Origin of the sequence: Intestinimonas sp. UBA1698, from assembly GCF_002320075.1 — a bacterium.
GTDB classification, from domain to species: domain Bacteria; phylum Bacillota; class Clostridia; order Oscillospirales; family Oscillospiraceae; genus Intestinimonas; species Intestinimonas massiliensis.
Genome location: NZ_DCJO01000013.1, coordinates 77,502 through 99,720, shown reverse-complemented (window position 1 = coordinate 99,720; position 22,219 = coordinate 77,502). Strand labels below are relative to the sequence as shown.

Below are 22,219 nucleotides of genomic sequence, written 5' to 3'. Positions count from 1 at the left end.
CTTACTTCGTGCCGAAGATGCGGTCGCCGGCGTCGCCCAGGCCGGGAACGATGTAGCCGTGGTCATTGAGCTTCTCGTCCAGCGCGGCGCAATAGATGGCCACGTCGGGATGGTCCTTGCGGATGCGCTCCACACCCTCGGGAGCGGCGATGATGTTCATCAGCTTGATGTGCTTGACCTCATAGTTCTTGATGAACTGGATGGCCGCAGAGGCCGAGCCGCCGGTGGCCAGCATGGGGTCCAGGACGATCACGTCCCGCTCGGCGATGTCGGAGGGCATCTTGCAGTAGTATTCCACAGGCTCCAGGGTGTCGGGGTCCCGGTACAGACCGATATGGCCCACCTTGGCGGAGGGAATGAGGGTGAGAATGCCGTCCACCATGCCCAGTCCGGCCCGCAGGATGGGGACAATGGCCAGCTTTTTGCCCGCCAGGGTCTTAAATTTGCCGGTGGCCACGGGGGTCTTGATGGTGACCTCCTCGGTGGGCAGGTCCCGGGTCGCCTCGTAGCACATGAGGGAGGCGATCTCGGAGACGATCTCCCGGAACTCCTTTACGCCGGTGCACTCATCCCGGAGGATGGCCAGTTTATGCTGGATCAGCGGGTGATCAAAAATGTGTACCATTTCGTCCATGTCAGTTGTCCCCTTTACATTTTTCAGCTTTTCCTTGTCTCGCAAGCCGCTCCCGCTCCGCCTGGGAGAGCCGGTGGTAGACCGGCTCCAGCCCGGCGGCCGTCACCAGTCCGCCCCGGCCAGCCAGCTCCGCCGCCGCCAGGGCAACCCCCCAGGCGCTCTGAAACACCAGGTGAGGCGGTGCGGGCTCCATAGGAAGACCGCGCTTCGTGAGCTCATTATAGCACAGCTTCGTCCCGTCTCCAACCAAAATCTGCGGTTTTTTCCGCACCTCCAGCTCGGCTGCCAGTTGTTCGACGCTCACGGCCCGGTCGGGGCACCGGCGCAGCAGCGCGCCGCCCCGCACCTCGAACAGGGCGTTGTAGACCTGCTGCCGCCGGGCGTCCATGACGGCGCAGAGGTCGGCCCCCTCCAGATGCGCCAGGGGCCAGGCCATGGCCTCCAGAGTGGACACCCCGGCGCAGAGCTTGTCCCCTGCCCAGGCCAGCCCCTTGGCCGCCGCCACGCCGATGCGCAGGCCGGTAAAGGACCCCGGTCCCGCCGCCACGGCCACCACGTCCACCTCATCCAGGGTGTACCCACCGTTTTTCAGCAGGTCCCCGCACAGAGACATCAGGGTGCGGGAATGGGTCAGGCCGCTGTTCTGGAAGGACTGGGCCAGCAGCCGCCCATCCTCCCACAGGCACACCGAGCAGGCCACGGCGGAGGACTCCAGCGCCAGTATCTTCATGTGGGTTCCTCCTCTGTGACGGTGATCCGCCGCTGCCCGTCGCGCTCCCCGCGGCGCAGGTCCACCCGGATACAGCCGGGCTCCAAGGCGTCGCGGACGATCTCGCTCCACTCCACGGCGCATACCCCGCCCCGGGCCAGATAGTCCTCCCAGCCGATGTCATACAGCTCGTCGGCCGAACCCAGGCGGTACATGTCAAAGTGGAACAGGGGCAGACGCCCCCCCTCGTACTCGTTGACGATGGTAAAGGTGGGGCTGGTCACCCGGTCCGGGATGCCCAGGCCCCGGGCCAGACCCCGGACAAAGGCGGTCTTGCCCGCCCCCAGGTCCCCGGTGAAGGCCACCACGTCTCCCGGCTCCAGCCGGCCGGCCAGCTCCGCCCCCAGGGCTTCGGTCTCCTCCACGCTGTTGGAGAGATAGTCCACGCGCCCGCCCCCTTCCGTTCAAAATTCTGAGGTATTATATCACAGCTTTCCGCTTTTGTAAAACGGTTTACGAACCGGCGGGAAGGTGGTACAATAATATATCCGCGTTTGCTGCTGAATACCAAAAGGAGGGCCGTGTCCATGTGGTTCCGGGACGCCCTGCGCGAATTTTTCCATAAGGCTGACCTGCTGCTTCTGGGGCTGTGCGTGGCGGCCTCCCTGTTCGGCGTGGTGCTGATCTACAGCGCCACCCGCTATCTGGGCGAGGCCGGCTCCCGGTTCGTCCCCATCCAGCTCGCGGCTATCTGCCTCGGAGTGGTGGCCTACGCCGTCATGTCCTTCGTGGATATCGAGCTGTTCACCGAGCGGTCCTGGAAGTGGATGCTGGTCTTCAACGTCTTCCTCATCCTGCTGCTGCTCACCCCCTTCGGCGTGGGCAAGGAGGAGACCGGCAACAACAGTTGGCTGGACTTTCCCTTCCTGCCGGTGAACATCCAGCCCGCCGAGGTGGCCAAGATCTTCTTCATCCTCGTGCTGGCCTGGCAGTGCGCCCGCTATCAGGAGTGGGGCATCAGCCGCCCCGGCCCGGTCTTTCTGCTGGCCGGCCACACGCTTTTCATGGCCGGGCTCATCGCGGTGGTCTCGGGCGATTTCGGTATGGTGCTGGTCTATCTCTTCCTGTTCGTGGTCATGGCCTGGACCGCCGGGGTCAAAAAGCGGTGGTTCCTCCTGGGCGGCGGGGCCGCCGCGGGCGGGCTGGCGCTGGTGTGGCCCCACCTGCCCCAGTACATCACTTTGCGCTTTACCGTCGTCATCGACCACATCCTGGGCGTCACCGAGCCTGCCAGCTACCTGGAACAGACCCAGGGCAAGGGCTGGCAGCAGAGCCGCAGCATCCTGGCCATCGGCAGCGGCGGCCTCACCGGGCAGGGCTACCTCCAGGGCACACAGACCCAGAGCACGGCGGAGGAGGCCCTGAACGCCCGCTATACCGACGAGATCTTTGCCGTCTGCGGGGAGGAGCTGGGCCTCGTGGGATGCCTTCTGGTCCTGCTGCTGCTGACCGCCATCATCCTGCGCTGCCTGTGGGTGGCCCGCCACGCCAGCAGCCCTATGAGCGCCTATGTGGCCATGGGCTACGGCGGGATGCTCCTCATCCAGACCTTCGTCAACGTGGCCTCCTGCCTCTATATCTTTCCTCTGGTGGGGCTGACCCTGCCCTTCTTCAGCTACGGCGGCTCCTCCATCCTCACCCTCTTCGCCTGCATGGGCATCGTCTCCGGCGTCAAGATGCGCTCCCTGCCCAGTTGGCTCCGGGACCGCAGTCAGTTGTAATGGGATTGCAAAGGCCGGGCGCGAGGGAAACCCTCGCGCCCGGTCTTTCTTTTCACGGCTTACACCGCCCGCAGGGGGTATAGCCTGCCGCCACCGCCTCGGCCCGGCTGTCGAAGACCACCTGGTTCTGCGCGGCGGGCAGGCCGGTGCAGTCCGGGCGGTGGAACACCTGGGAGTTTTTGTTCCCGATATAGGTCCCCGCCCCCTCCGCTTCATCGGGATTGGTGTCCGCGTCCTGGTTCTTCTGGGTGGTAAAGGTCAGGCCGGTCCCGTCGCTGGTGCAGACGACGTGCCCCTGCAGATCGGTGCGGTAGACCGTCACGTCGGCGTCCCGCAGGCGGCTCATGGTCTCGTCGTGGGGGTGGCCATAGCTGTTGCCCGTCCCGCAGGAGATGACGGCGTACTCCGGCAGGACCTCCCGCAGAAAAGGATAGCTGGTGGAGGTGCTGCTGCCGTGGTGCCCCACCTTGAGCACGTCGGCCTTCAGGTCCGCGCCCGCATCCAGCAGGTCGGCCTCGGCGTCCCGCTCCATGTCGCCGGTAAAGAGGAAGGAGGTCTCCCCAAAGTCCACCCGCAGGACGATGGAGGTGTTATTGGTCTGCTCGTACTCCTTCCGGGGGCCCAGCACGGTGACAGCGGCCTCCCCCAGCGTCCAGGCGTCGCCGGGCTCCGGGATGGTGAGCTCCAGCCCCTGCTGCTCGGCATACTTGTCAAAATTCCCGAAGGCCCGGGAATCGTATTGGATCACGGGGCTGTATACCATCCCCGCCGGGTAGGCGGCCAGCGCCCCGGCCAGCCCGCCCACATGGTCCTCATGGGCGTGTGTGCACACCACATAGTCCAGCCTCTCCACCCCCTGGCCGGACAGGTAGGACACGATGAGGTCGGAATCGTCCACGTTGCCCCCGTCGATGAGCATGGTCTCCCCCCCGCACAGGAGCAGGGCGGCGTCGGCCTGGCCCACGTCGATGAAATGGACCTCCAGCGTACCCCCTGCCGGCCCGGCGGAGGCGGACGCCTGGGGGCGGGATGTCCCGCACCCGGCGAGGGACAGGGCCAGCAGCAGCCCTAGCAGCAATGTCAGCAGTCGTTTCATAAGTACCTCTCTTTATGCAATGTCGCCTGTCCATTATACCGCACCCATCCCGGTTTGGCACCCCCAATTTGACAATTTCGGCTTCTTTGGCTATAATGACCTCAGCTCGGGAAAGGACCCCTTGGGTATGAAGCTGTGTATCAGACTTGGCTCCGGACAACGGAAACGATGAAGCATTGTTCGGAGCTGCTTTTTCTCTTCATCGGCGAGTAGGGCACAGCAGGCGCGGCTTTCGGCCGCGTCGGGTGGAATGCGCCCTCCGCCGGGACGGGAGAAAACTTTGGCCGCGGACGATGGCTCGTCCGCGGCCTTTTTGCTTTTCCGGTCCCGGCCCAATCTGATACAAAGCGAGGAAACCCGATATGACATCCGATCTCACCACGGGCAGCGTGCCCAAGCGCCTGTTCCGCTTTGCCCTGCCCCTTTTGTTCGCCAACGTGCTCCAATCCCTCTACCAACTGGTGGATATGCTGGTGGTGGGCCGCTTTCTGGGCAGCCCCGGCCTAGCTGCCGTCAGCAGTGCTGCCATGCTCTGCTACGTCATCACCTCCCTCTGCTCCGGCGCAGCCACCGGCGGCTCGGTGCTGGTGGCTCAGCGCCAGGGGGCCGGGGACCCGGAGGGCCTCCGCCGGGTCATCGGCGCCCTGTTCACCCTCTCCGGCCTGATCGCTCTGGCCGTCACCGCCCTAGGCCTGCTGACCTGCGAGCCCATCCTGCGGGCCATGCACGTACCCGGCGAGGCCCTGGCCCTGGCCCACGGCTATCTGCTGGTCATCTGCGGCGGCACCTTTTTCGTGCTGGGCTACAACGCCGTGTGCGGCGTGCTGCGAGGCCTGGGGGATTCCGTCAGCCCTCTCCTCTTCGTGGCCCTGGCCACCGCGGTCAACGTCGCGCTGGACCTGCTGCTGGTGGGCGCGCTGGGTCTCGGGACCGTAGGCGCCGCCCTGGCCACCGTTTGCTCCCAGGCGGTCTCCTGCCTGGCCGCCTTAAGGTTCTGCTTCCGCAGGGGCCTGTTCTCCGGCCTCCAGCCCCGGCACTTTCTCCCCGGCCGGGCCCTGTCCATCGCCCTGCTGCGCATCGGCCTGCCCACCGCCGTACAGCTCTCAGTGGTCAATCTGTCCTATCTGCTGGTCACCGGATGGTTCAACCTCCACGGTACCGCAGCGGCCGCCGCCGCGGGGGTGGGGCTGAAGGTGAACACCTTCGCCGCCATGCCCTGCTGGGCGGTGGGGATGGCGGTGACCACCATGGCCGGCCAGTGCATGGGGGCCGGGGACCCGGACCGGGCCGCCGGGGCGCTCCGCTGGGGCCTGCACCTCTCTTTGGCCCTGTGCGCCGGCACCGTGGCGCTGGTCCAGCTCTTTGCCGGGCCCATCGTGGCCCTCTTTGACCCGAATCCCGCCGTGGTGGCGGCGGGGGTGACCTATCTGCGCATCTGCTGCTCGGTAAACTTCGCCTTTTACGCCGCCATGTATCTCTTTGACTCCCTGGCCACCGGCGTGGGAGCCGCGGGCCTGGCCATGGGCAACGCCATGCTGCACTCGGTGGTAATGCGCCTGGCCCTGTCCTGGTGGCTGGGCGGCGCGCTGGGCTTTTCCGGGCTGTGCTGGGCCGAGATGCTGGCCCCCATTCCCTCGGCCCTGCTGGGCCTGCTTTGGTTCCGGCTGGGGCGGTGGCGCCGGCGCGGTCCGCTCTGAGTCATCCGGCGTCCCTGTAATTTTCCTGCTGTGCTGGAATATTTGTCTGGCATGTGTCAAGAATAAGACCACACCGTACTGGTATCACAAGACCCGAATGTACAAGGAGGTCATCCCTTTGAAACGAACTCAGATCCTGCGCCGCATGACCCTTTTGACGCTGGCGTCCGTGCTGGCCGCCCTGACCGCCATCCCCGCCTCTGCCCAACTGCTCGCCACCGTCCAGGAGGAAGGGCCCGCGGTGGCCACCTTCGGCAAAAACGGCACCGTGCAGGAGGTCTTTACCTTCTCGGCCGCCGACTTCCTGGTGGAGAACACCGACCTGGAGCTGGACTCCATCGTGCTCACCGCCCTGCCCGATGCCAACGCCGGCATCCTGACCATGGGGAACGTGGAGCTGGCGGTGGGCGACGTGGTGGGTATGAGCGCCGTGGCCGGCCTGCGCTTCACCCCGCTGGCCACCCCCACCGTGGCCACCACGTCCTTCTCCTTCACCCCCGTGTTCTCCGACGGCTCCGCCGGGGCGGACACGACGGTGAACCTCTATCTGCTCACTGCAGAGAACGGCTCCCCCATCGCGGAAAATCTGGAGCTGACCACTTATAAAAACGTGGCCGTCACCGCCCAGTTCGCCGCCGTGGACCCGGAGGGTGACATCCTCACCTTCCGTCTGGCGGACAAGCCCGCCCGGGGCTCCGTCACTCTGCCCGAGGACGGCTCCGCCACATTCGTCTACACCCCCTATGAGAACAAAACCGGCAAGGACACCTTCACCTACGTGGCCGTGGACGCCGTGGGCAACACCTCCGCCCCCGCCACCGTCAAGGTGAAAATTGAAAAAGCCAACACCAAGGTGACCTACGCCGACCTGGACGGCCACGCCGCCCACCGGGCGGCCATCCGGTTGGCCGAAGAGGGCATCCTCATCGGCGAGTGCATGGGCGGGCAGTACTTCTTCCAGCCCGACCTGCCCGTCAGCCGGGATGAATTCACTGCCCTGGCCATGCACACCGTGGGCCTGGAGGCTTTGGAGGACATCACCCGCACGGGCTTTGCCGACGACGCCTCCATCGCCACCTGGGCCAAGCCCTACGTCTCCTCCGCCCTGAAGTCCGGCGTGGTGCAGGGCAGCGTCAGCGACCAGGGCGTGGTCTTCCATCCCGACGCCACCATCACCAAGGCGGAGGCCACCGTACTGCTCAACCGCCTGCTCCAGGTCACCGACGTGACCACCCCCACCTTCTTTACCGACGCCGACGCCACCCCCGCCTGGGCCTACCAGGCGGCGGTCAACCTGGAAACGGTAGGCGTGATCCGCGCCGACGCCACTGGCTCCCTTTCCCTGAACCGCGGCCTGACCCGCGCCGAAGCCGCGGAGATGCTCTGCGGCGCGCTGGAGGTCCTGGACGCCCGTGAGACCGGCGGGCTGTTCCGCTGGTAAACGAAAACACCCCTGCGGCGCATAGGCAGACAGTCATAAAACAGTAATGGAATATGAGGTAAAAGAAGCAGTTATCTGCATACCGAGAGGAACGCCCGGACTAATGCTCTGGGCGTTCCTCTTTATATGAATATAAATAATTTGTCACTTTTCTGTGATGAACTGGCGAAATAATGTAAAGGAAACTTGACAATAGACACGTGCTGTGCTATCATACGAGATGTAAAGGAAGCTTTACACGAAGGAGATGGTCTTTTGAAGAATAGAGTTGAACAGTTACGAAAGGAGCAAGGTTTGAATCAAGATGATTTTGCAAAAATACTCCGTGTCTCAAGACAAACCATTAGTTCAATCGAAACAGGGAAGTATAATCCATCATTGGAGTTAGCTTTTGCAATTTCAGATTTTTTCGGCAAACGAATAGAAGAAATCTTCATCTATGAAAGAGGTGCAGAAAATGAAAAAAGGTAATTTCATAACCGGGATACTGTATGTGCTTTTCGGCGCAGCTTGTTTGATCGTTGCGCTATTGCTTGAAACAAAGTTAGAGAGCATTTTATGGGGATTTGCTGGTGCAGGTATCTTCCCCGGAATCATGATGATATGCAAATATTTCTATTGGAGTTCCCCAAAGAATAAAGGACGATACGAGGAGCGTTTGGAGAATGAACGAATTGAACAGCATGACGAGTTGAAAACAATAATCAGAGATAGAGCCGGGAGATATACTTACAGCTTGGGGCTGCTGGTCATTTGTTTCTCTATTTTGGTTTTCGGTATCCTCGGGGCATTGGAGGTCATAGGCCATGCTCGTATGATCGTGCTCTATCTCAGCAGCTATTTGCTGTTTCAAGTTATCGCAGACATTGCCATTTTCAATAAGCTGATGAAAAAGTACTAAGCAAAGAATTCCCTTTAGGAACTAAAAGGCGCACTTCTATACTCTCTTATCGGGAGTATCGTGCGTCCCGGCCGCTTTATTCGACCTCAGCAGAAAGAACATGCATGACCAAGAATATTTCGCCTCTTCCTGCCGTCAAGGTGACCGCACACCTTGCACCGCTAAGGCGGCTATCCCCCGTTTTATGACTGTCAGCAAGCCTGAAGATCAGACATGTAAATCCTCCGTATGGTCGTAACCATACGGAGGATTTACTGTTTTACGGACACCACCCGATGCGCCGCAGGGGTGTTTTTCAAATCCGCCACCGCACCTGCACGGTGAACATCTCTCCGTCCAGCGCCGCGGTGACCCGATGGCCCATCTGCCCGACCAGAGCCTTGACGATGGCCAGACCCAGCCCGGTGGACTGGCCGGTGCGCATCTTGTCGGCGGTAAAGAAGCGGTCGAAGACGTGCTCCACATCCTCCCGGGTCAGCCCGGCCGCGTCATTGGAAAAGGCGGAGACCACCGTCTCCTCCTGCCGGTACAGGAGGATGGACATCCGCTTCTGCCCGTGCTCCAGGGCGTTGCGGATCAGATTGGTGAATACCCGCAGCACGCCCGCCGGATCGGCGGTGACGGCGGGCAGCCCCGGGGCCAGCTCCACCGTCATATCGAAGCCGGACTGCTCGAAGTCGTTGTAAAATTCGGCCACCAGCTCACTGAGCACATGGTACAGGTCCACCTTCTCCCGGGAGAGGGGGTATTCGCCCCCCTCCAGCCGGGACAGGTCGTAAAAGCTGGTGATGAGGCTCTGGAGGGCCTTAGCCCGGCCCCGGACGATGCCCAGATACTCCCGCCGCTCCTCCACCGTCAGGCTGTCCCCCTCCAGGAGCTGGAGATAGCCCAGAATGGAGGTCAGCGGCGTGCGCAGGTCGTGGGAGATGTTGGAGATCTGCTGCCGGATGGCGTGCTCCTGCCGCCGGTGCTCGGCCTCGTCGGCCTCCCGCAGCTCCAGCAGGCGGTTGACGGCGGAGAGCAGGTCCTCCGCCGCCCGGTTGGGCGCGGCCATGCGCACCCGGGCACCCTCATCCTCCCGGAGCTGCCGGGCGCAGGAGCGGATATCCTTTTCCAGCGCGTAGAGCCGCAGGCCCAGCACGGCGCACAGCGCCGCCAGAATCACCGCCGCAATCACCAAAGTCCTCTCCCCTTTCTCTCAGCGCAGTTCCCGCCGCCGGAACACCCAAACGCCCACCGACGAGGTGACCGCCAGCCACCCCAGGCCGACCAGCCAGCTATGGGCCAGCAGCTCCCGGGTCAAAACGCCCTCAAGCTGACCAAAGGTCCAGCTCAGCAGCAGGGACTGCAGGGCCGCGGCCGCCTGGGCCAGGGGCCCCTGGGCGTTCCAGGTGATGAGGGAGGCCATCCAGTCCAGAAAGACGAACCAAACGAAATACAGGCTCTCCGCCGCGCCGGAACTGGGCACCAGGAAGAACAGCATCTGGGCCAGGCCCAGCCCCCCCACCCACAGCGGCAAAGCCGCCGCCAGGCAGTAGCCGACGACGGCCAGCGCCGCCCGGTCCTGCGCCGGGTCGGAATGGCGGAACAGGAGCCCGCCTGCCGCCAGACACAGGCCCACCACCAGCGCCAGAGCGATCAGAGCCACTATCAGGGCGGAGAGCAGCTTGCCCAGGTAGATGCGGCTCCTGGGCAGGCCGGCGGAGAGCTCGTTTTTCAGCGTGCCGCTGCGGCCCATGTCCGAGCAAACCAGGGCGGAGAGCAGCATGGCCATAGGCAGGCCCAGAGTCAGGGTCGTGACGAAGGCGTTCAGCAGCTCGTAGCACTCACCGTGGGCGAACAGGAGGATGTAGAGGCTCTCCAGCCCCAGGAGCAGAGCCAGCAGCGCCCAGGTACTCTTGCGGCGGCGGACCTTATAGAGCTCCGCGCTGATGTAGTTGAGCATCTTCTCCGCCTCCCCGGTTCGGCATCAGTTGATCTCCCTGCGTTGGAACAGCAGCAGGCCCAGCAGAGTGCTGGCGGCGAGCCACCCCAGGCCGATGAGCCAGCACTCCCAGATGGGGTAGTCCCAGTTGTCCATGGGGGCCACCAGGGTGAAGCGGCGGAGCGCCGTCAGGAACAGGGGGTTCAGCAGCAGCCCCAGCAGCTTGAGCAGCCCCGGGATTCCGGCCACCACGCCGACGGCGGCGAAGGGAGCCGCCACGCCGCCGCGGAACAGGAAAAAGCACAGGTGAGCCACCCCCTGGGCTCCCAGCCACAGGGGAAAGGCGGACAGCAGGCACCGGCCCACCAGCTCCCACATCCGGCCCGTCTCCGCCATAAGCATGCCGTCCGGGTCCGCCTCCAGCGGCAGGGTGGGCACGCACAGGGCCAGGTACAGTCCCACCGCCAGCGCGCAGGCCAGCACCGCCACGGCAATCTCCAGCACCAGCTTGCCCAGATAGATGCGGCTTCTGGGGATGCCATAGGAGATCTCGTTTTTCAGCGTGCCGATCTTGTACTGCTCGGAAAAGACCAGATCGGTGGTGATGAGGGGGGCGTAAAGCCCCACGGACAGAAGCATCACCAGGGTATACAGGGCCCCGGACAGGGGGACGAAGCCGCCGTGGGAGTTCGTCGCCCACCACAGGGCGGTCAGCAGCACCACACAGCCCAGAAACAGTCCCAGGGCGATCCAGGTGTATTTCCGGTGTACCACCTTATAGAGCTCGGCACTCAGGTAGTCAGCCATGGCGGACACCTCCGATCAGGCCCAGGAAGTAGTCCTCCAGGTTGGCGTTCTTATTCTCTGCCCCGATGAGGGCCACCCCCGCCCCCATCAGGGCAGCGGTGACGGTCTGGGGCCGGTCCAGCCGGTCATAGAGCCGCAGGAGGTTCCCCGGCAGCACCTCGTAGTCCCGGATGCCCAGCTCCTGCTCCAGCACCAGGGCGGCCCGGGCGGCGTCGTCCACGGTGAGCTGGAGACACGCCCGGCACTTTTCCCGCAGACGGGCGGCGGAGACCTGCTCCAGCATCCGGCCCCCGTCCAGAAAGCCGTAATGGGTGGCGATGTTGCTCAGTTCAGAGAGGATGTGGCTGGAGATGAGAATGGTGGTCTCCCGCTGGCGGTTGAGCTCCAGCAGGATGTTGCGAAACTCCACGATCCCCTCGGGGTCCAGGCCGTTGATGGGCTCGTCCAGCAGCAGCAGGTCCGGGTGGTTCATCAGGGCCAGGGCCAGCCCCAGCCGCTGCTTCATGCCCAGGGAAAACTGCTTGAACTTCTTTTTTCCCGCGTCGTGGAGCCCCACCTGCTCCAGGGCCCGGTCCACGCACTGCGCCCCGGGGATGCCCCGCTGGCGGCGGTAGTATTCCAGATTCTCCCGGGCGGTCAGATAGGGGTAAAAGCTGGGGGTCTCCACCATAGCCCCAGTGCGGGCCCGGGCGGCGGCCAGCCCCTTCTCCGTGGTCTGTCCGAAGAGCTCGATCTCCCCAGTGGTGGGTACGGTCTGGGCGGTGAGCATCCGAATAATGGTGGTTTTGCCCGCCCCGTTGCGGCCCACCAGGCCGTAGATCTGGCCCTTCTCGACGGCCAGGTCTACCCCGTCCACCGCCGCGGCGGCGCCGTACCGCTTGGTCAGGGCCCGGGTGACCAGTACATATTCTGCCATGTGGCATCAGCCTTTCTGTTGGATTGTGATGCCATTCTATCGAAGAAGCAACAAATCCCCGTAAAGCAAAGGTGAAGAATCCTTAAAGTTCGTTCATTTTGAACCCGATGCCCCACACCGTTTTGATATACTCCCGGTCGCTGACCTTTCCCAGCTTGGAGCGCAGGTTGGAGATATGGACGTTGACGGTGTTGTCGTCCCCCATGTACTCCCCGCCCCAGACGTTCTCATAGAGCTGCTCCCGGGTGTAGACCTTTTTGGGGTGGGACAGCAGCAGCGCCAGGATCTCGAACTCCCGGGCGGTGAGGGCCACGTCCTTCCCCCCGGCCGTCACCCGGACGGCCTCCCGGTCCAGAACCAGGTCCCCCAGCCGGAGCACCTCCCCCGCCTCCGCCGGGGCGGAGAACTGCCGGTAACGGCGGAGCTGGGCCTCCACACGGGCCAGCACCTCGGCGTTGTCGAAGGGCTTGGAGATGAAGTCGTCGGCCCCCAGCCGCAGGACGTTGACCCGGTCCTCCAATCCCGCCTTGGCGGAGAGGACCAGGATGGGCATGGTCTTTTTCCGCCGCATCTGGGCGATGAACTCCTCGCCGGTCAGACCGGGGAGCATCAGATCCAGCAGCACCAGGTCGTACTCGTACTGCTCGGCCCACAGCACGGCCTCGCTGCCGGAGAAGGCGGGCCGCACGTCGTAGCCCCCGTCGGTAAGAATGCGGCACAGCAGGCGGTTGATGTCCGGATCGTCCTCCACCACCAGGATGTGATAGGTCGCCATGCTATCGGTTCGCCTCCTCCCGGCGGGCCTCGGCCGCCCGGTTATAGAGATGCAGCCCCGCCGCCACCATACCGGCCCCTACGGCCACCGCGAACAGGACGGCCAGCACGGTAAACACGGGCAGGCTCAGAGGCGCGGGGACCAGATGGTCCATGCCCCAGAATACGCCGCCGATCATCAGCAGAAAGCCGGCGATGTTGGTGGTGGTGGCCAGGGGCGCCCGGCCGGTCCTGAGTTCGTCCCCGCACTTGGGGCACTTGTCCTGCACCGCCTTGAGAGGGCGAAAGGGATTTTCCCGTCCGCAGCTCCAGCAGATCCACTTCATAGTCGTTCCTCCTCTTATTTGACCCGCAGCTTCCTGGCCAGTTCCCCGTCCGGGTCCACATAGGCCGTCTGGTACGTGGTGTAGACCACCATCCCCGGCCGGGCCCCGGCGGGCTTTTTCACATATTTCACCGGGGTGTAGTCCACCGGCACCTTTTTGCCCTCCCGGCCCTGGGAAAACCAGGCAGCCAGTTGGGCGGCCTCGGTGACGCTCTGAAGGTCAGGCTCCTGCCCGTCCGTCCACAGGATGACGTGGGAGCCGTGGATCTTCTGGGTGTGGAACCACAGCTCTCCCTTGCCCGCCTGCCTGGTGGTGAGGGCGTCGTTCTGGGTGTTGTTCTTGCCCACCGAAATCCGCAGCCCCGCCGAGGACCGAAACTCCATGGGCCGGGTCTGCACCTTCAGGTTCCGCTGGCCGGCCTTGCTCCCCTTGCGGAGATAGCCGGTGCCGGTGAGCTCCTGCCGGATCTCCAGCAGGTCCCGCTCCCCCTCGGCCAGCTTGACAGCCTCCCGTACGCTGTCCAGATAGTCCAGCTCCCGCCGGCCCTTCTCGATCTGCTCCGTGAGCACCCGCTCGGCGGTCTTGGCCTTGTTGTATTCCTTGTAATACTTGGCGGCGTTCTGCTGGGGCGTGAGAAGCGGGTCCAGCGGGATGTCCACCTCCCGCCCCTCGGGGTCGTAGTAGTCCGTCAGCCGGGCCGTGCGCATTCCCTTCTCCAGCGCGTACAGGTTGGAGGTAAGGATGTCCCCCAGCTCCCGCTTGCGCTCCCGGTCCTTCGTGGCCGCCAGCTCCAGCTCCTGCTGGCCCACCCGGCGGGCGGTGCGATCCCGTATCCGGCCCACCGCCTTCAAAAGCTCCTGCCCCTTCTGCCCGGTGCGCTGGGCGGTCTCCCGGGTGGCGTAAAAGTCCTCCAGCAGCTCGGAAAAGCTGGGATAGGGCCTCGACTCCGTCCCCGGACCGTACTGTAAAATGGGCAGAAAGGTGAAGTCGGCGGCCTTGCCGTCCCGCACCAGCAGAGTGGGAACATAAGCTCCCCCCACAGCCCGTGAGAGCTGCTCCAGCTTCTTCTCCAGGGGCAGGTCCTTCACGCTCTCCACCCCGCCCCGGAAGGCCAGCTCCCGCTCGATGAGGGGGGACAGGCCGGGCCGGGGCTCCGGCAACCGGTAGAACAGGCCGGGCAGCACCTGCCGCTGGGCGGACATGTCGGCGTCCACCCGGCGCATGCAGTCCACGATGCGCCCCTCGGCGTCCAATAGGATGAGGTTGGCCCGGCGGCTCATGGCCTCCAGCACTAGGGTGCGGGGCACCCGGTCCCCCAGCTCGTCGATGACCTCCAGCCGGAGCAGGACGATGCGCTCCAGCTCCGGCTGCTCGATGGCCAGAATGCGCCCGCCGGTGAGATGCTTGCGCAGGAGCATACAGAACATGGGGGGCTGGGCCGGGTTCTCCCGGGGCAGCCGGGTCAGGTGGAGCCGGGGGGCCGTGGGGCTGCCGGCGAGGAGCAGCTTTACGTTCTCCCCCGCCCGGATGTTGAGGATCACCTCATCCCGGGTGGGCTGGTAGATTTTGTCCACCTTGCCCCCCACCAGGGTCTTTTTCAGTTCTTCCACCACTGCCGTCAGGCAGATCGCGTCCAAAGGCATGTTCAGTCCCCCATCATGGTCGAAAATAGCGCGTTAAGCCGCTCCGTCCTTCCCTGGAGGTACAGCCAGCCGAACAAAGCCTCCAGGGCGGTGGCGGTCTGGTACTCCTCCCGGCTGGCCGCCTTGGGGATGGAGTGGGGGCTGGCGTTGCGCCCCCGGCGGAAGACGTCCCCCTCCTCCTCCGACAGGAGCGGCAGGATCTTCTCCGCCATGGCGGCCTGGGCGGGAGCGGCCACAAAGTGGACGGTGGCCCGGTGCAGGCCTTTGGAGGTGGCCTTGCCGCGCAGGCACAGCCAGGAGCGGACCATCACCTCAAAGACCGCGTCTCCCAGGTGGGCCAGACCCAGATTGCTGATGGCCCGGATATGGTCGGGCGCAGCATCCAGATGAAAATAATCTGTCATGGTATTTTCTCCTGCAAAATAGAAATCATATGAATATCAGTATACCGCAAACCACGCCAAAACACAATCATTCGAAAGGAGCCCTCTCTATGCCGTATCCCTTCACCCTTCGTCCCCTGCCCTACAGCTATGAGGCCCTGTGCCCCGAAATCAGCGACACCACCCTCCACTTCCACCACGACAAGCATCTGCAGACCTATGTGGACAATCTAAACAAGGCCCTGGCCGACTGCGCTCCGTGCCAGCGCATGACCCTGGAGGAGCTGCTCCAGAACCTGGACGCCCTGCCCGCGGACAAGCGCATCCCCGTGCGCAACAACGGCGGCGGGGTATACAACCACTACCTGTATTTCGACTGCATGGCCCCCCGGAGCGGCTCCCGCCCCTCCGGCGCGCTGGCCCGGGCCATGGACACCGCCTTCGGCTCCTACGAGGACTGGAAAACCCGGATGAAGGCCGCCGCCGTGGGGCAGTTCGGCTCGGGCTACGCCTGGCTGGTCTGCGACTCCTCCCGCTGCGTGTCGGTGGTCCAGACCGCCAACCAGGACTGTCCCCTGTCCAAGGGGCAGTACCCCCTTCTGTGCGTGGACGTGTGGGAGCACGCCTACTATCTGGGCTACCAAAACCGCCGGGCGGATTACGTGGACGCCTGGTTCAGCCTCATCAACTGGCCCTTTGTCGAAAGCCGCTATGACGGCTGCTGCAAATGAAAGCATCCGCGGCGCGCCGGGTATCCTCCGGCGCGCCGCGGACCATTTTTCACGGGGGAAACACTTTGGCACAAAGGGTGGCCAGCACCCTCCGGCAGGGCTGGAACAGCACCAGGGCGATGGCGAAGTTCCCCGCCCCGTGGAGCAGGTCGAAGGGGATGCCCGCCACCCAGGTGGCGGCGAACATCCGCCATCCCCCCACGGGCAGGTACACCAGAGCGCACAGGGCTCCGAAGGCCAGGCCGAAGGCGCCGGAAAGGACGGCCCAGCCCACCCGGGATTCCATACCCCGCAGCAGCCAGGCCAGTACGGCCAGCACGGCCCAGACGTACAGGTAGCTCAGGACCCAGGTGCTGACGCCCCAGATGAGGGCCTCCAGCACCACGAACACCGCGATGGGATAGGCGGCCCGCCGCCCCAGCACCGCGGTGTAGACCATCACCAGCAGCGACACCGGTTCGATGTTGGGCAGCAGGGCCATGGCAACCTGCAAGACCACCAGCAGGGCCCCCAGCAGCCCCAGCACCACAATGCCCCTGGCCCCCAGACGCCCCCGTTCCATCACCAGCTCCCCTTGGTCAGCGTCAGCTCATAGCGCTCCCCGTCGGCGATGGGGGTCAGGTCGGCCCCGTTGAGGGTGATCTCCCCGTCCTTGGACAGGCTCCAGTAGGTCCGGTCGGCGTCGGAGGCGGTCTCCCCGTCCACCGTCTGGATATACAGGCCGTAGGGCCCGTTTTCTCCCTCCACGCCCAGCTCCTCACTGGACAGCAGGGCGGGGCCCAGGTACGTCTCGTCGGTGTGGAGCTCCGCCGTCCTGATGCTGCCGTCCCCGTGGATTACCTCCACAGTGACGGTCTTGGCTCCGGCCATCGGCTGGGGCCGGGCAAAGTAGTAGACCGCCGCCAGCAGCGCGGCCGCCGCCAGCAGGATCAAGACGCCGATCCGGGCTTTTTGGTTTTTCATCCGGTTCGTTCCCTCCCTCTCGGTTTTTCCTCAGTTTATCACAGTTCCCCGCTCTATGACAAGAGGGCCGCGCACTGCGCGGCCCTCTTGTGGCTTTTTTACTGGGGCTTCTGGTTCTGGAACTTGGTCTGGGCCTGCTGGACCTTGCTGGCGGGGGCGGGCTCCACCTGATACCAGCCCTTGGCCTGGGCCTTCTGGAACAGCTCGCTCTGGGTCACGTGGCCCTGATTGAGCATGCGCAGAAAATCGTCCCGCAGCTTGGTATTCACGCATTCGGAAGCATAGGTGTCGTAGTTGGCGGACATCTTCTTCTCCGTGAAGATAAGGTCTGTGACGTGCTCCTGATCGTTCATGTGGGCGTTTCCTCCTTAGTTCAGATAGGTCAGCAGGCAGTCGTAGTTCTGCTTGTGCTGCTGGGCATACTGCTGGAAGCAGGATTTCAGTTCCTGATCGGTGCACTCCTGCTCCGCCGCCTGGTATTTACAGTACAGGACCTTTTCAAAGCCCAACTGATCCTCCAGAGCGGACAGCTCCTTGCCGGTGAGATTGACCATCTTGGATCACACTCCTTTTTGAGATTGCGGTCCTAGTATCCCACGGCGGCTGGCATTTATTCACTTCCCCGGCATGAGGGGAGCCCCATCGGCGTCAAAGGAAAATAGGCAGAACAGGCCCTCGTCCCACTGCTTGAGCCGGGAGAAGCAGAACAGGGGCAGCAGGGGAAATTCCCGGTCGAAGGCAAAGGGGCACGCCATGGTCCACCGCTCCCCCTCCCGGCGGACCAGAACCCGGTCCAGCCCCGCCGCCGCCGAACGGATGCATCGGTCCCGAAAGGCCTCTCCGTTCGGCCGCTCCCAGTTCCAGCCGGCGGGCGGCCCGTCGTTATGGAAGGAGAAGGTGAGCTCCGCCGTCCCGCCGGTCACCGGCCATGTCCCCTGCCGGCGCAGGGCGTCGGCTGTAAAGGTCCGCTCCGCTGCCAGCCGGCCGCCGGGCTCCGGCACCAGCGTACCCAGCAAAGCCCGTCCGTTCCGCCCGCTCAGCCAGACCTTGTAGAGCCCCCGGCCATCGTCCGGCAGCTCGGCCCGGGCCCACAGCCGCGGCCCCTCCTCCCGCAGGGTCAGGCTGCCAAGCCCCCCCGCCAGCGCGATCCGCTGTTCCAATTCATCGCCCTCCTCTCCCCGCTCCGGCACTTTCACTGCTATTCTATGCCACACCCCGGCCCCAATGCGCGGGGAATCCCAAAATTTGCATTGGGAATTCCTTCATTATGGAAACTTAATTTGCTTTTCCCTTGCTTTGCCCCGTCGGATTCTGTATAATAGAGTCTATTGAAAAAAGCTCCTGATTTTTCCTCCCATCGCTGCCGCGGTGGGTCCTCCCATTCTATCTCCTGCGGGAAAGGAGTCCAGCCCATGAGCGAACCGCACAGCAATACTGCCACGGAATCCTGGAAGGCCCTCGTCACCCGTCTGCCCGGCGTGCTGGGGGCCGAATTCACTCTGGAGAACGGGACCGTTCGCGAGGTCCATATTCTCTCCGACCAGTCCCGCAGCCCCAAGCAGATTGTCCGGGACGTGCAGTCGGCTATGCTGGCCAAGTTTCAAGTGGAGCTGGACCATCGGATCGTCAGCGTGGCCCAGATTCCGGGCTCGGCGGTACACCGTCCCTCCCGGCGCCTGCGCTGCGAGCAGTTGGAGCTCTCCACCAGCCGGGAGGGGGCCAGCGCCTCGGTCCATCTGCTGGCGGACGGGAAGCGCTATGTGGGTCGGGCCGGCTGCGACCTTTCGGTGGGCGGACGGTGGCGCGCCATCGCCCAGGCCACCGTGTCGGCTCTGAACCAACTGCTGGCCCCCGGCTTCGTCTTCTCTCTGGACGAGGTCCGGCGCACGGCCATGGGGGAACACCAGGCCGTGCTTGTGGGGCTTCTCCTCAAAAGCGGCGGCAAGGCCGAGCCCCTGCTGGGTGCCTGCTACGAGGGGGAGGACCCCAATTTCTCGGTGGCGCTGGCCACCTTGGACGCCGTCAACCGGCGGCTGTCCGCCCTTCCTTCTCCGGAGGAGCACGAGGAGGTCCAGACTCCCTGACCTCCCGCATCAACTGAGCGAAGCGGATATAGCCTGTCTTAGCGGATGGCAGAGTACTGTCACGAGGAGGCTGTATTCGATGAAAAAGGCGAAGATCATGATGGCCCTCACCGCGCTGGCTTCTATGCTGGCTACCTGCGGCGCATTCTTCAAGATCCGTTGAAAGCGTTGAAGCCCAAGCTCTGAGGTGCGGGCAGCCGGCGACGGCCGGCTGCCCGCTTTCCCCTTCGCCCTTCCATAGCTCCCGCGTTCTGTCTCGCGTACCGCGGTCGATCCCACGGTCCCCACGATCATTGGAGGTTTTTATGCAGCCGGTTACAAAAAGATATATGGCGCTGCTCTCCATCGTCGGAATCGGCGTCGGTATCTATGTGGTCTGGTCCTGGCTTTTCCGTCAGAGGCAGAACTGGAGCCCCCATGAGCTGGGGGTGCTGGTGGTGCTGACGGTGCTGTGCATCCTCTGCCGATGTCTGCCCCTCTATGTCCGGGACGACTGCACCATTGATATGTCCTTTATCAGCATTCTGGCCGTGGTCCTCCTGCTGGGGCCGGAGGCCGCTGTGGCCATCATCTTCCTTACCACCCCTCTGGAGGTCATACCCACCGAGGATGGTAAGGGCTTTTATCATATTTTTAACACCGCCCCCAGCAAGCTCCTGTTCAACACCGCCAACCTGAATCTGTCCATGGCGGCGGCGGGCGTGGTCTATCATGCCGTGGGCGGCGTGCCCGGCACCATCACCTTCCCCTCCGTACTGGCCCCCGGCATCCTCTATATCGTCTGCGCCGTGGGCCTCAACGCTGTGTTCGTGGCCTTTCTCTACTACCTGGAGTACCGGGCGGCCTTCTTCGTCACCTTCGGTCAGATGGCCATCGGCATGGTCCCCAGTCTGCTGTGCAGCGCCACGCTGGGCTATTTTCTGGCCATGCTGCTGTCTATGCCCACCTTCTGGCCCGCCATCCTCTTTGTCCTGCCGCTGCTGATGACCCGGTTCTCCTTCCGGCTCTATCTCTCCGCCCAGAAGCAGCAATACAACATCATCCGGGCCTTTGCCACCGCGCTGGAGGCCAAGGATACCTATACCGAGGGCCACTCCTCCCGGGTATCCCTGTACTCCGTCCGGATCGCCCAGAAAATGGGGCTGTCCGGCGCCCGGGTCCGCCGGCTGGAGACCGCCGCCATCTTCCACGACATCGGCAAGATCGGCGTACCCGACTCGATCCTGGGCAAGCCCGGCATGCTCACCCCGGAGGAACGGGCCGTCATCCAGCGCCATCCCGCCACCGGCGTATCCATTCTCCAGAACATGGACACCTATGAGGACATCATCCCTCTGGTGCTCCACCACCATGAGTTTTTTGACGGCCGGGGCTATCCCGACGGCACCTCCGGCGACGATCTGCCGCTGGAGACCTACATTCTGGGTGCGGCGGACGCCTACGACGCCATCACCAGCGACCGCCCCTACCGGAAAGGCCGCACCCCTGTGGAGGCCGCCCGCATTCTGCGGGCGGAGGCCGGCAAGCAGTTTCACCCCGAGGTGGCCCAGGTGGTGGCCAAGATGGCCGAGGCCGGCGAACTGGCTCCCGACGGCGAAGCGGCGGCCGAAGCCGGCGCGGCCGTCCAGGTCTGAGGAGGCGCGCCGATGCTGATGCTCTCCGTGATCCTCGCCCTGCTTCTGGGCTGGTGCACCGGCGGCCGGCTCTCCCGCTTCGAGGAGGCGGACCTCCGGCTGCTCCCCCTGCCCGTTCTAGCCTTCGCCTGCCAGCAGGCCATGAACGCTCTGGCGGGCCGTATCTCCCTGCCCTTTGAAGCCTGGGCCTGGCTGCCGCTGCTGCTCTCCTATGGGCTCATCTTCCTCTTTTTGTGGCAAAACCGGCATCTGAAAAAAACCTGCCTCCTGGTGGGGGCCGGCGGAGCATGCAATCTGGCGGTCATCGCCGCCAACGGCTGGAGGATGCCCGTGGCCTCCCGGGCCGCGGCGCTGCTCTCCGAGCAGGGGGCGGCCGCCCTGCTGGCCGGGGAGATTCCCATGTACCGCGCCGCCGACGCGTCCACCCGGCTGTTGTTTTTGGGTGACATCCTCTACTGCCCCCTGCCGCTGTTCGGCGGTCTGGCCAGCCTGGGCGACATCCTGCTGGCTGCGGGCGTCTTTTTCTGCCTGATGGCCTGTATGCGACCTTCCCGCCTGCCAATGTGGCTTACAACCGGATAATCCTCGCTGTGACAGGAGCCCCGCATGGGGCTCCTGCTGTATGTTCCGGGGAGCGAAAATTTTTGCAGCAGCCCCGTTGATTTCCTATTTACCCGGCTATATAATGGGTTTATATAAGAAAGGGAGGGCGATCCACATGATGATCTCGACCAAGGGGCGCTATGCCCTGCGCGTTATGGTGGACATGGCGGAGCACCAGGCCGAGGGCTATCTCCCTCTGAAGGAGATCGCGGAGCGGCAGGATATCTCGGAAAAATACCTGGAGAGCATCCTCAAGGTCCTGGTCAAGCACAAGTTCCTGACCGGCCTGCGGGGCAAGGGGGGCGGATACCGCCTGACCAGAGTACCGGAGCAGTATACGGTGGGCAGCATCCTGCGTCTGACGGAGGGCAGTCTGGCACCGGTGGCCTGCCTGGAGCAGGAGCCCATCGAATGCCCCCGCATGGCCCAGTGCCGCACCCTGCCCATGTGGCGGAAGCTGGACGGCCTGATCCAGGACTTCTTCGACGGCATCACGCTGGCCGACCTGGCGGCCTCCACCCAGCCGGGAAACGACTACGTAATCTGAACGGTCCACACGCCAAAACACCCGGGACAGATGTCCCGGGTGTTTTTCCGCTCCATTCCATTCAGGTTAGGGTATAGCTCCCCCGGACCAGCACGGTGAGGTCGGTGACGGCCTTCAGGCCCCTGCCTTCGGCCGTGGTGAGATAGAGGTGGTTGGGCTCCACCGCCCCGCCGGAGGCCAGGGTGCCGCCGCCGGTGGTATCGATGAGCCCCGGGGCCGAGGCCGCCACCGCAGTGGCCGAGCCGGAGCGCAGCAGGAACTCGAAGCCGGTGGCGCCGGTGAGCTGCCGACCCGCCGCCACATTCACCACCGTAAAGGCGGAGGAGGTCCCCGCCGTGCCCGTCCCAGCCGAGCCGGACAGCTTCTGCTCCATGTCCCGCTCGTACCGGGCGATGGAGGCGTCCAGCCGGTCCACCAGCGCCTGCTCCCGCTGGTCCAGTCTGGCATCTACGTCGGAGAGAATCTGGGGCGCCATCACTTCGTTTATGTAGCTCATGGTCACCAGCGGGTCGGTCTGGGTCCCCTGGGACGCCCCCAGAAACACCGCCGCCGCTCCCACCGCCAGCACAGCCGCCAAAATACGTCTGGTCCTGCTTTTTCTCATCCGTAAAACCTCCTAGGTCAA

General features: G+C 64.1%; 28 protein-coding genes. 10 read left to right on the top strand and 18 right to left on the bottom strand.

The features are described 5' to 3' along the window. Window position 1 precedes the first annotated feature (1 nt). Genes upp through tsaE form a run of 3 tightly spaced genes read right to left on the bottom strand, consistent with a single transcriptional unit; the run spans window position 2 to window position 1,789 of the window. Window positions 2–634, bottom strand: a complete 633-nt coding sequence (gene upp / locus B3H64_RS03080; RefSeq protein WP_050617871.1) for a uracil phosphoribosyltransferase — start codon at window positions 632–634, stop codon at window positions 2–4. A 1-nt stretch (window position 635) separates the two neighbouring features. Beyond that, window positions 636–1,364, bottom strand: coding sequence for a tRNA (adenosine(37)-N6)-threonylcarbamoyltransferase complex dimerization subunit type 1 TsaB (tsaB, locus tag B3H64_RS03075; RefSeq protein ID WP_286732861.1), 729 nt, complete (start codon window positions 1,362–1,364; stop codon window positions 636–638). Next, window positions 1,361–1,789: a tRNA (adenosine(37)-N6)-threonylcarbamoyltransferase complex ATPase subunit type 1 TsaE gene (gene tsaE, locus B3H64_RS03070; RefSeq protein WP_050617869.1), complete on the bottom strand. Its 429-nt coding sequence runs from the start codon at window positions 1,787–1,789 to the stop codon at window positions 1,361–1,363. Before tsaE ends, tsaB begins: the two co-directional genes overlap by 4 nt. A 141-nt stretch (window positions 1,790–1,930) precedes the next feature. Between tsaE and B3H64_RS03065 the strand changes: the two genes are divergently transcribed. Further along, window positions 1,931–3,124 carry an FtsW/RodA/SpoVE family cell cycle protein gene (locus tag B3H64_RS03065; RefSeq protein ID WP_050617868.1) on the top strand — a complete coding sequence of 398 codons (1,194 nt, stop codon included), beginning with the start codon at window positions 1,931–1,933 and terminating at the stop codon, window positions 3,122–3,124. A 52-nt stretch (window positions 3,125–3,176) separates the two neighbouring features. On the opposite strand, the gene B3H64_RS03060 is transcribed toward B3H64_RS03065, so the two are convergent. Beyond that, complete coding sequence (locus B3H64_RS03060) at window positions 3,177–4,220, bottom strand: MBL fold metallo-hydrolase (protein WP_286732857.1); 1,044 nt, start codon at window positions 4,218–4,220, stop codon at window positions 3,177–3,179. Window positions 4,221–4,582: 362 nt separating this feature from the next. On the opposite strand from B3H64_RS03060, the gene B3H64_RS03055 reads away from it, so the two are divergent. The 4 genes from B3H64_RS03055 (at window position 4,583) to B3H64_RS03040 (ending at window position 8,259) form a co-directional block, all read left to right on the top strand. After that, window positions 4,583–5,917 carry an MATE family efflux transporter gene (locus B3H64_RS03055; RefSeq protein ID WP_286732854.1) on the top strand — a complete coding sequence of 445 codons (1,335 nt, stop codon included), beginning with the start codon at window positions 4,583–4,585 and terminating at the stop codon, window positions 5,915–5,917. Between the two features lie 118 nt (window positions 5,918–6,035). Further along, window positions 6,036–7,358, top strand: a complete 1,323-nt coding sequence (locus tag B3H64_RS03050) for an S-layer homology domain-containing protein (RefSeq protein ID WP_286732852.1) — start codon at window positions 6,036–6,038, stop codon at window positions 7,356–7,358. Between the two features lie 255 nt (window positions 7,359–7,613). Further along, window positions 7,614–7,829, top strand: coding sequence for a helix-turn-helix transcriptional regulator (locus B3H64_RS03045; RefSeq protein ID WP_094762375.1), 216 nt, complete (start codon window positions 7,614–7,616; stop codon window positions 7,827–7,829). Next, window positions 7,816–8,259: a hypothetical protein gene (locus B3H64_RS03040; protein ID WP_050619553.1), complete on the top strand. Its 444-nt coding sequence runs from the start codon at window positions 7,816–7,818 to the stop codon at window positions 8,257–8,259. Before B3H64_RS03045 ends, B3H64_RS03040 begins: the two co-directional genes overlap by 14 nt. Before the next feature lie 295 nt (window positions 8,260–8,554). Here B3H64_RS03040 and B3H64_RS03035 read toward each other — a convergent pair whose 3' ends face one another. The 8 genes from B3H64_RS03035 to B3H64_RS03000 form a co-directional block, all read right to left on the bottom strand. Next, complete coding sequence (locus tag B3H64_RS03035) at window positions 8,555–9,436, bottom strand: sensor histidine kinase (RefSeq protein ID WP_242853773.1); 882 nt, start codon at window positions 9,434–9,436, stop codon at window positions 8,555–8,557. Between the two features lie 21 nt (window positions 9,437–9,457). Beyond that, the gene (locus B3H64_RS03030) at window positions 9,458–10,204 is read right to left on the bottom strand and encodes an ABC transporter permease (protein ID WP_050617863.1); all 747 of its coding nucleotides are present in this window, start codon (window positions 10,202–10,204) and stop codon (window positions 9,458–9,460) included. Between the two features lie 24 nt (window positions 10,205–10,228). Continuing rightward, window positions 10,229–10,990 carry an ABC transporter permease subunit gene (locus B3H64_RS03025; RefSeq protein ID WP_050617862.1) on the bottom strand — a complete coding sequence of 254 codons (762 nt, stop codon included), beginning with the start codon at window positions 10,988–10,990 and terminating at the stop codon, window positions 10,229–10,231. Continuing rightward, the gene (locus B3H64_RS03020; protein WP_050617861.1) at window positions 10,983–11,906 is read right to left on the bottom strand and encodes an ABC transporter ATP-binding protein; all 924 of its coding nucleotides are present in this window, start codon (window positions 11,904–11,906) and stop codon (window positions 10,983–10,985) included. The genes B3H64_RS03025 and B3H64_RS03020 overlap by 8 nt, the downstream gene beginning before the upstream one ends. Window positions 11,907–11,988: 82 nt before the next feature. After that, window positions 11,989–12,681 carry a response regulator transcription factor gene (locus B3H64_RS03015; RefSeq protein WP_050617860.1) on the bottom strand — a complete coding sequence of 231 codons (693 nt, stop codon included), beginning with the start codon at window positions 12,679–12,681 and terminating at the stop codon, window positions 11,989–11,991. A 1-nt stretch (window position 12,682) separates the two neighbouring features. Next, entirely contained in the window at window positions 12,683–13,006 is a 324-nt protein-coding gene (locus tag B3H64_RS03010; RefSeq protein ID WP_050617859.1) for a DUF983 domain-containing protein, read from the bottom strand. 14 nt (window positions 13,007–13,020) lie between these two features. Then, on the bottom strand, window positions 13,021–14,649 hold the full coding sequence (locus tag B3H64_RS03005; protein WP_050617858.1) for an Rqc2 family fibronectin-binding protein: 1,629 nt from the start codon (window positions 14,647–14,649) through the stop codon (window positions 13,021–13,023). Between the two features lie 2 nt (window positions 14,650–14,651). Continuing rightward, window positions 14,652–15,053 (bottom strand): Mini-ribonuclease 3, encoded by a 402-nt coding sequence (locus tag B3H64_RS03000; protein ID WP_050617857.1) that lies wholly within the window; start codon window positions 15,051–15,053, stop codon window positions 14,652–14,654. 89 nt (window positions 15,054–15,142) lie between these two features. On the opposite strand from B3H64_RS03000, the gene B3H64_RS02995 reads away from it, so the two are divergent. Beyond that, entirely contained in the window at window positions 15,143–15,763 is a 621-nt protein-coding gene (locus B3H64_RS02995) for a superoxide dismutase (protein ID WP_050617856.1), read from the top strand. Window positions 15,764–15,812: 49 nt separating this feature from the next. On the opposite strand, the gene B3H64_RS02990 is transcribed toward B3H64_RS02995, so the two are convergent. From B3H64_RS02990 to B3H64_RS02970, 5 genes are all read right to left on the bottom strand, one after another. Then, complete coding sequence (locus B3H64_RS02990; RefSeq protein WP_050617855.1) at window positions 15,813–16,325, bottom strand: hypothetical protein; 513 nt, start codon at window positions 16,323–16,325, stop codon at window positions 15,813–15,815. Further along, window positions 16,325–16,726 (bottom strand): DUF4430 domain-containing protein, encoded by a 402-nt coding sequence (locus tag B3H64_RS02985; RefSeq protein WP_050617854.1) that lies wholly within the window; start codon window positions 16,724–16,726, stop codon window positions 16,325–16,327. The genes B3H64_RS02990 and B3H64_RS02985 overlap by 1 nt, the downstream gene beginning before the upstream one ends. Window positions 16,727–16,824: 98 nt before the next feature. After that, window positions 16,825–17,079, bottom strand: a complete 255-nt coding sequence (locus B3H64_RS02980) for a spore coat protein (RefSeq protein WP_050617853.1) — start codon at window positions 17,077–17,079, stop codon at window positions 16,825–16,827. Window positions 17,080–17,094: 15 nt separating this feature from the next. After that, a complete protein-coding gene (locus B3H64_RS02975; RefSeq protein ID WP_050617852.1) occupies window positions 17,095–17,280 on the bottom strand; it encodes a hypothetical protein in 186 nt (61 codons plus the stop codon). Window positions 17,281–17,340: 60 nt separating this feature from the next. Then, window positions 17,341–17,886 carry a hypothetical protein gene (locus B3H64_RS02970; RefSeq protein WP_050617851.1) on the bottom strand — a complete coding sequence of 182 codons (546 nt, stop codon included), beginning with the start codon at window positions 17,884–17,886 and terminating at the stop codon, window positions 17,341–17,343. 252 nt (window positions 17,887–18,138) lie between these two features. On the opposite strand from B3H64_RS02970, the gene B3H64_RS02965 reads away from it, so the two are divergent. From B3H64_RS02965 to B3H64_RS02950, 4 genes are all read left to right on the top strand, one after another. Beyond that, on the top strand, window positions 18,139–18,810 hold the full coding sequence (locus B3H64_RS02965) for a hypothetical protein (RefSeq protein ID WP_050617850.1): 672 nt from the start codon (window positions 18,139–18,141) through the stop codon (window positions 18,808–18,810). Window positions 18,811–19,115: 305 nt separating this feature from the next. Continuing rightward, on the top strand, window positions 19,116–20,444 hold the full coding sequence (locus B3H64_RS02960) for an HD-GYP domain-containing protein (RefSeq protein ID WP_286732835.1): 1,329 nt from the start codon (window positions 19,116–19,118) through the stop codon (window positions 20,442–20,444). A 12-nt stretch (window positions 20,445–20,456) separates the two neighbouring features. Further along, window positions 20,457–21,026, top strand: coding sequence for a DUF5317 domain-containing protein (locus B3H64_RS02955; RefSeq protein WP_286732832.1), 570 nt, complete (start codon window positions 20,457–20,459; stop codon window positions 21,024–21,026). A gap of 136 nt (window positions 21,027–21,162) precedes the next feature. Continuing rightward, window positions 21,163–21,594 (top strand): RrF2 family transcriptional regulator, encoded by a 432-nt coding sequence (locus tag B3H64_RS02950; protein WP_050617847.1) that lies wholly within the window; start codon window positions 21,163–21,165, stop codon window positions 21,592–21,594. A gap of 61 nt (window positions 21,595–21,655) precedes the next feature. On the opposite strand, the gene B3H64_RS02945 is transcribed toward B3H64_RS02950, so the two are convergent. Next, window positions 21,656–22,198 carry a hypothetical protein gene (locus B3H64_RS02945; protein ID WP_286732829.1) on the bottom strand — a complete coding sequence of 181 codons (543 nt, stop codon included), beginning with the start codon at window positions 22,196–22,198 and terminating at the stop codon, window positions 21,656–21,658. Window positions 22,199–22,219: the final 21 nt, after the last annotated feature.

Excerpts from the sequence above, each read along its gene's own strand:
- B3H64_RS03025 (WP_050617862.1), bottom strand. The coding sequence starts at position 10,990 with ATGGCTGACTACCTGAGTGCCGAGCTCTATAAGGTGGTACACCGGAAA.
- B3H64_RS03030 (WP_050617863.1), bottom strand. The coding sequence starts at position 10,204 with ATGCTCAACTACATCAGCGCGGAGCTCTATAAGGTCCGCCGCCGCAAG.
- B3H64_RS03000 (WP_050617857.1), bottom strand. The coding sequence starts at position 15,053 with ATGACAGATTATTTTCATCTGGATGCTGCGCCCGACCATATCCGGGCC.
- B3H64_RS02985 (WP_050617854.1), bottom strand. The coding sequence starts at position 16,726 with ATGAAAAACCAAAAAGCCCGGATCGGCGTCTTGATCCTGCTGGCGGCG.
- B3H64_RS03020 (WP_050617861.1), bottom strand. The coding sequence starts at position 11,906 with ATGGCAGAATATGTACTGGTCACCCGGGCCCTGACCAAGCGGTACGGC.
- B3H64_RS03040 (WP_050619553.1), top strand. The coding sequence starts at position 7,816 with ATGAAAAAAGGTAATTTCATAACCGGGATACTGTATGTGCTTTTCGGC.
- B3H64_RS02990 (WP_050617855.1), bottom strand. The coding sequence starts at position 16,325 with ATGGAACGGGGGCGTCTGGGGGCCAGGGGCATTGTGGTGCTGGGGCTG.
- tsaB (WP_286732861.1), bottom strand. The coding sequence starts at position 1,364 with ATGAAGATACTGGCGCTGGAGTCCTCCGCCGTGGCCTGCTCGGTGTGC.
- B3H64_RS03065 (WP_050617868.1), top strand. The coding sequence starts at position 1,931 with ATGTGGTTCCGGGACGCCCTGCGCGAATTTTTCCATAAGGCTGACCTG.
- B3H64_RS03005 (WP_050617858.1), bottom strand. The coding sequence starts at position 14,649 with ATGCCTTTGGACGCGATCTGCCTGACGGCAGTGGTGGAAGAACTGAAA.
- B3H64_RS02980 (WP_050617853.1), bottom strand. The coding sequence starts at position 17,079 with ATGAACGATCAGGAGCACGTCACAGACCTTATCTTCACGGAGAAGAAG.
- upp (WP_050617871.1), bottom strand. The coding sequence starts at position 634 with ATGGACGAAATGGTACACATTTTTGATCACCCGCTGATCCAGCATAAA.
- B3H64_RS02975 (WP_050617852.1), bottom strand. The coding sequence starts at position 17,280 with ATGGTCAATCTCACCGGCAAGGAGCTGTCCGCTCTGGAGGATCAGTTG.
- B3H64_RS03010 (WP_050617859.1), bottom strand. The coding sequence starts at position 13,006 with ATGAAGTGGATCTGCTGGAGCTGCGGACGGGAAAATCCCTTTCGCCCT.
- B3H64_RS02960 (WP_286732835.1), top strand. The coding sequence starts at position 19,116 with ATGCAGCCGGTTACAAAAAGATATATGGCGCTGCTCTCCATCGTCGGA.
- B3H64_RS02995 (WP_050617856.1), top strand. The coding sequence starts at position 15,143 with ATGCCGTATCCCTTCACCCTTCGTCCCCTGCCCTACAGCTATGAGGCC.
- B3H64_RS02955 (WP_286732832.1), top strand. The coding sequence starts at position 20,457 with ATGCTGATGCTCTCCGTGATCCTCGCCCTGCTTCTGGGCTGGTGCACC.
- B3H64_RS02945 (WP_286732829.1), bottom strand. The coding sequence starts at position 22,198 with ATGAGAAAAAGCAGGACCAGACGTATTTTGGCGGCTGTGCTGGCGGTG.
- B3H64_RS03060 (WP_286732857.1), bottom strand. The coding sequence starts at position 4,220 with ATGAAACGACTGCTGACATTGCTGCTAGGGCTGCTGCTGGCCCTGTCC.
- B3H64_RS03015 (WP_050617860.1), bottom strand. The coding sequence starts at position 12,681 with ATGGCGACCTATCACATCCTGGTGGTGGAGGACGATCCGGACATCAAC.
- B3H64_RS02950 (WP_050617847.1), top strand. The coding sequence starts at position 21,163 with ATGATGATCTCGACCAAGGGGCGCTATGCCCTGCGCGTTATGGTGGAC.
- B3H64_RS02965 (WP_050617850.1), top strand. The coding sequence starts at position 18,139 with ATGAGCGAACCGCACAGCAATACTGCCACGGAATCCTGGAAGGCCCTC.
- B3H64_RS03055 (WP_286732854.1), top strand. The coding sequence starts at position 4,583 with ATGACATCCGATCTCACCACGGGCAGCGTGCCCAAGCGCCTGTTCCGC.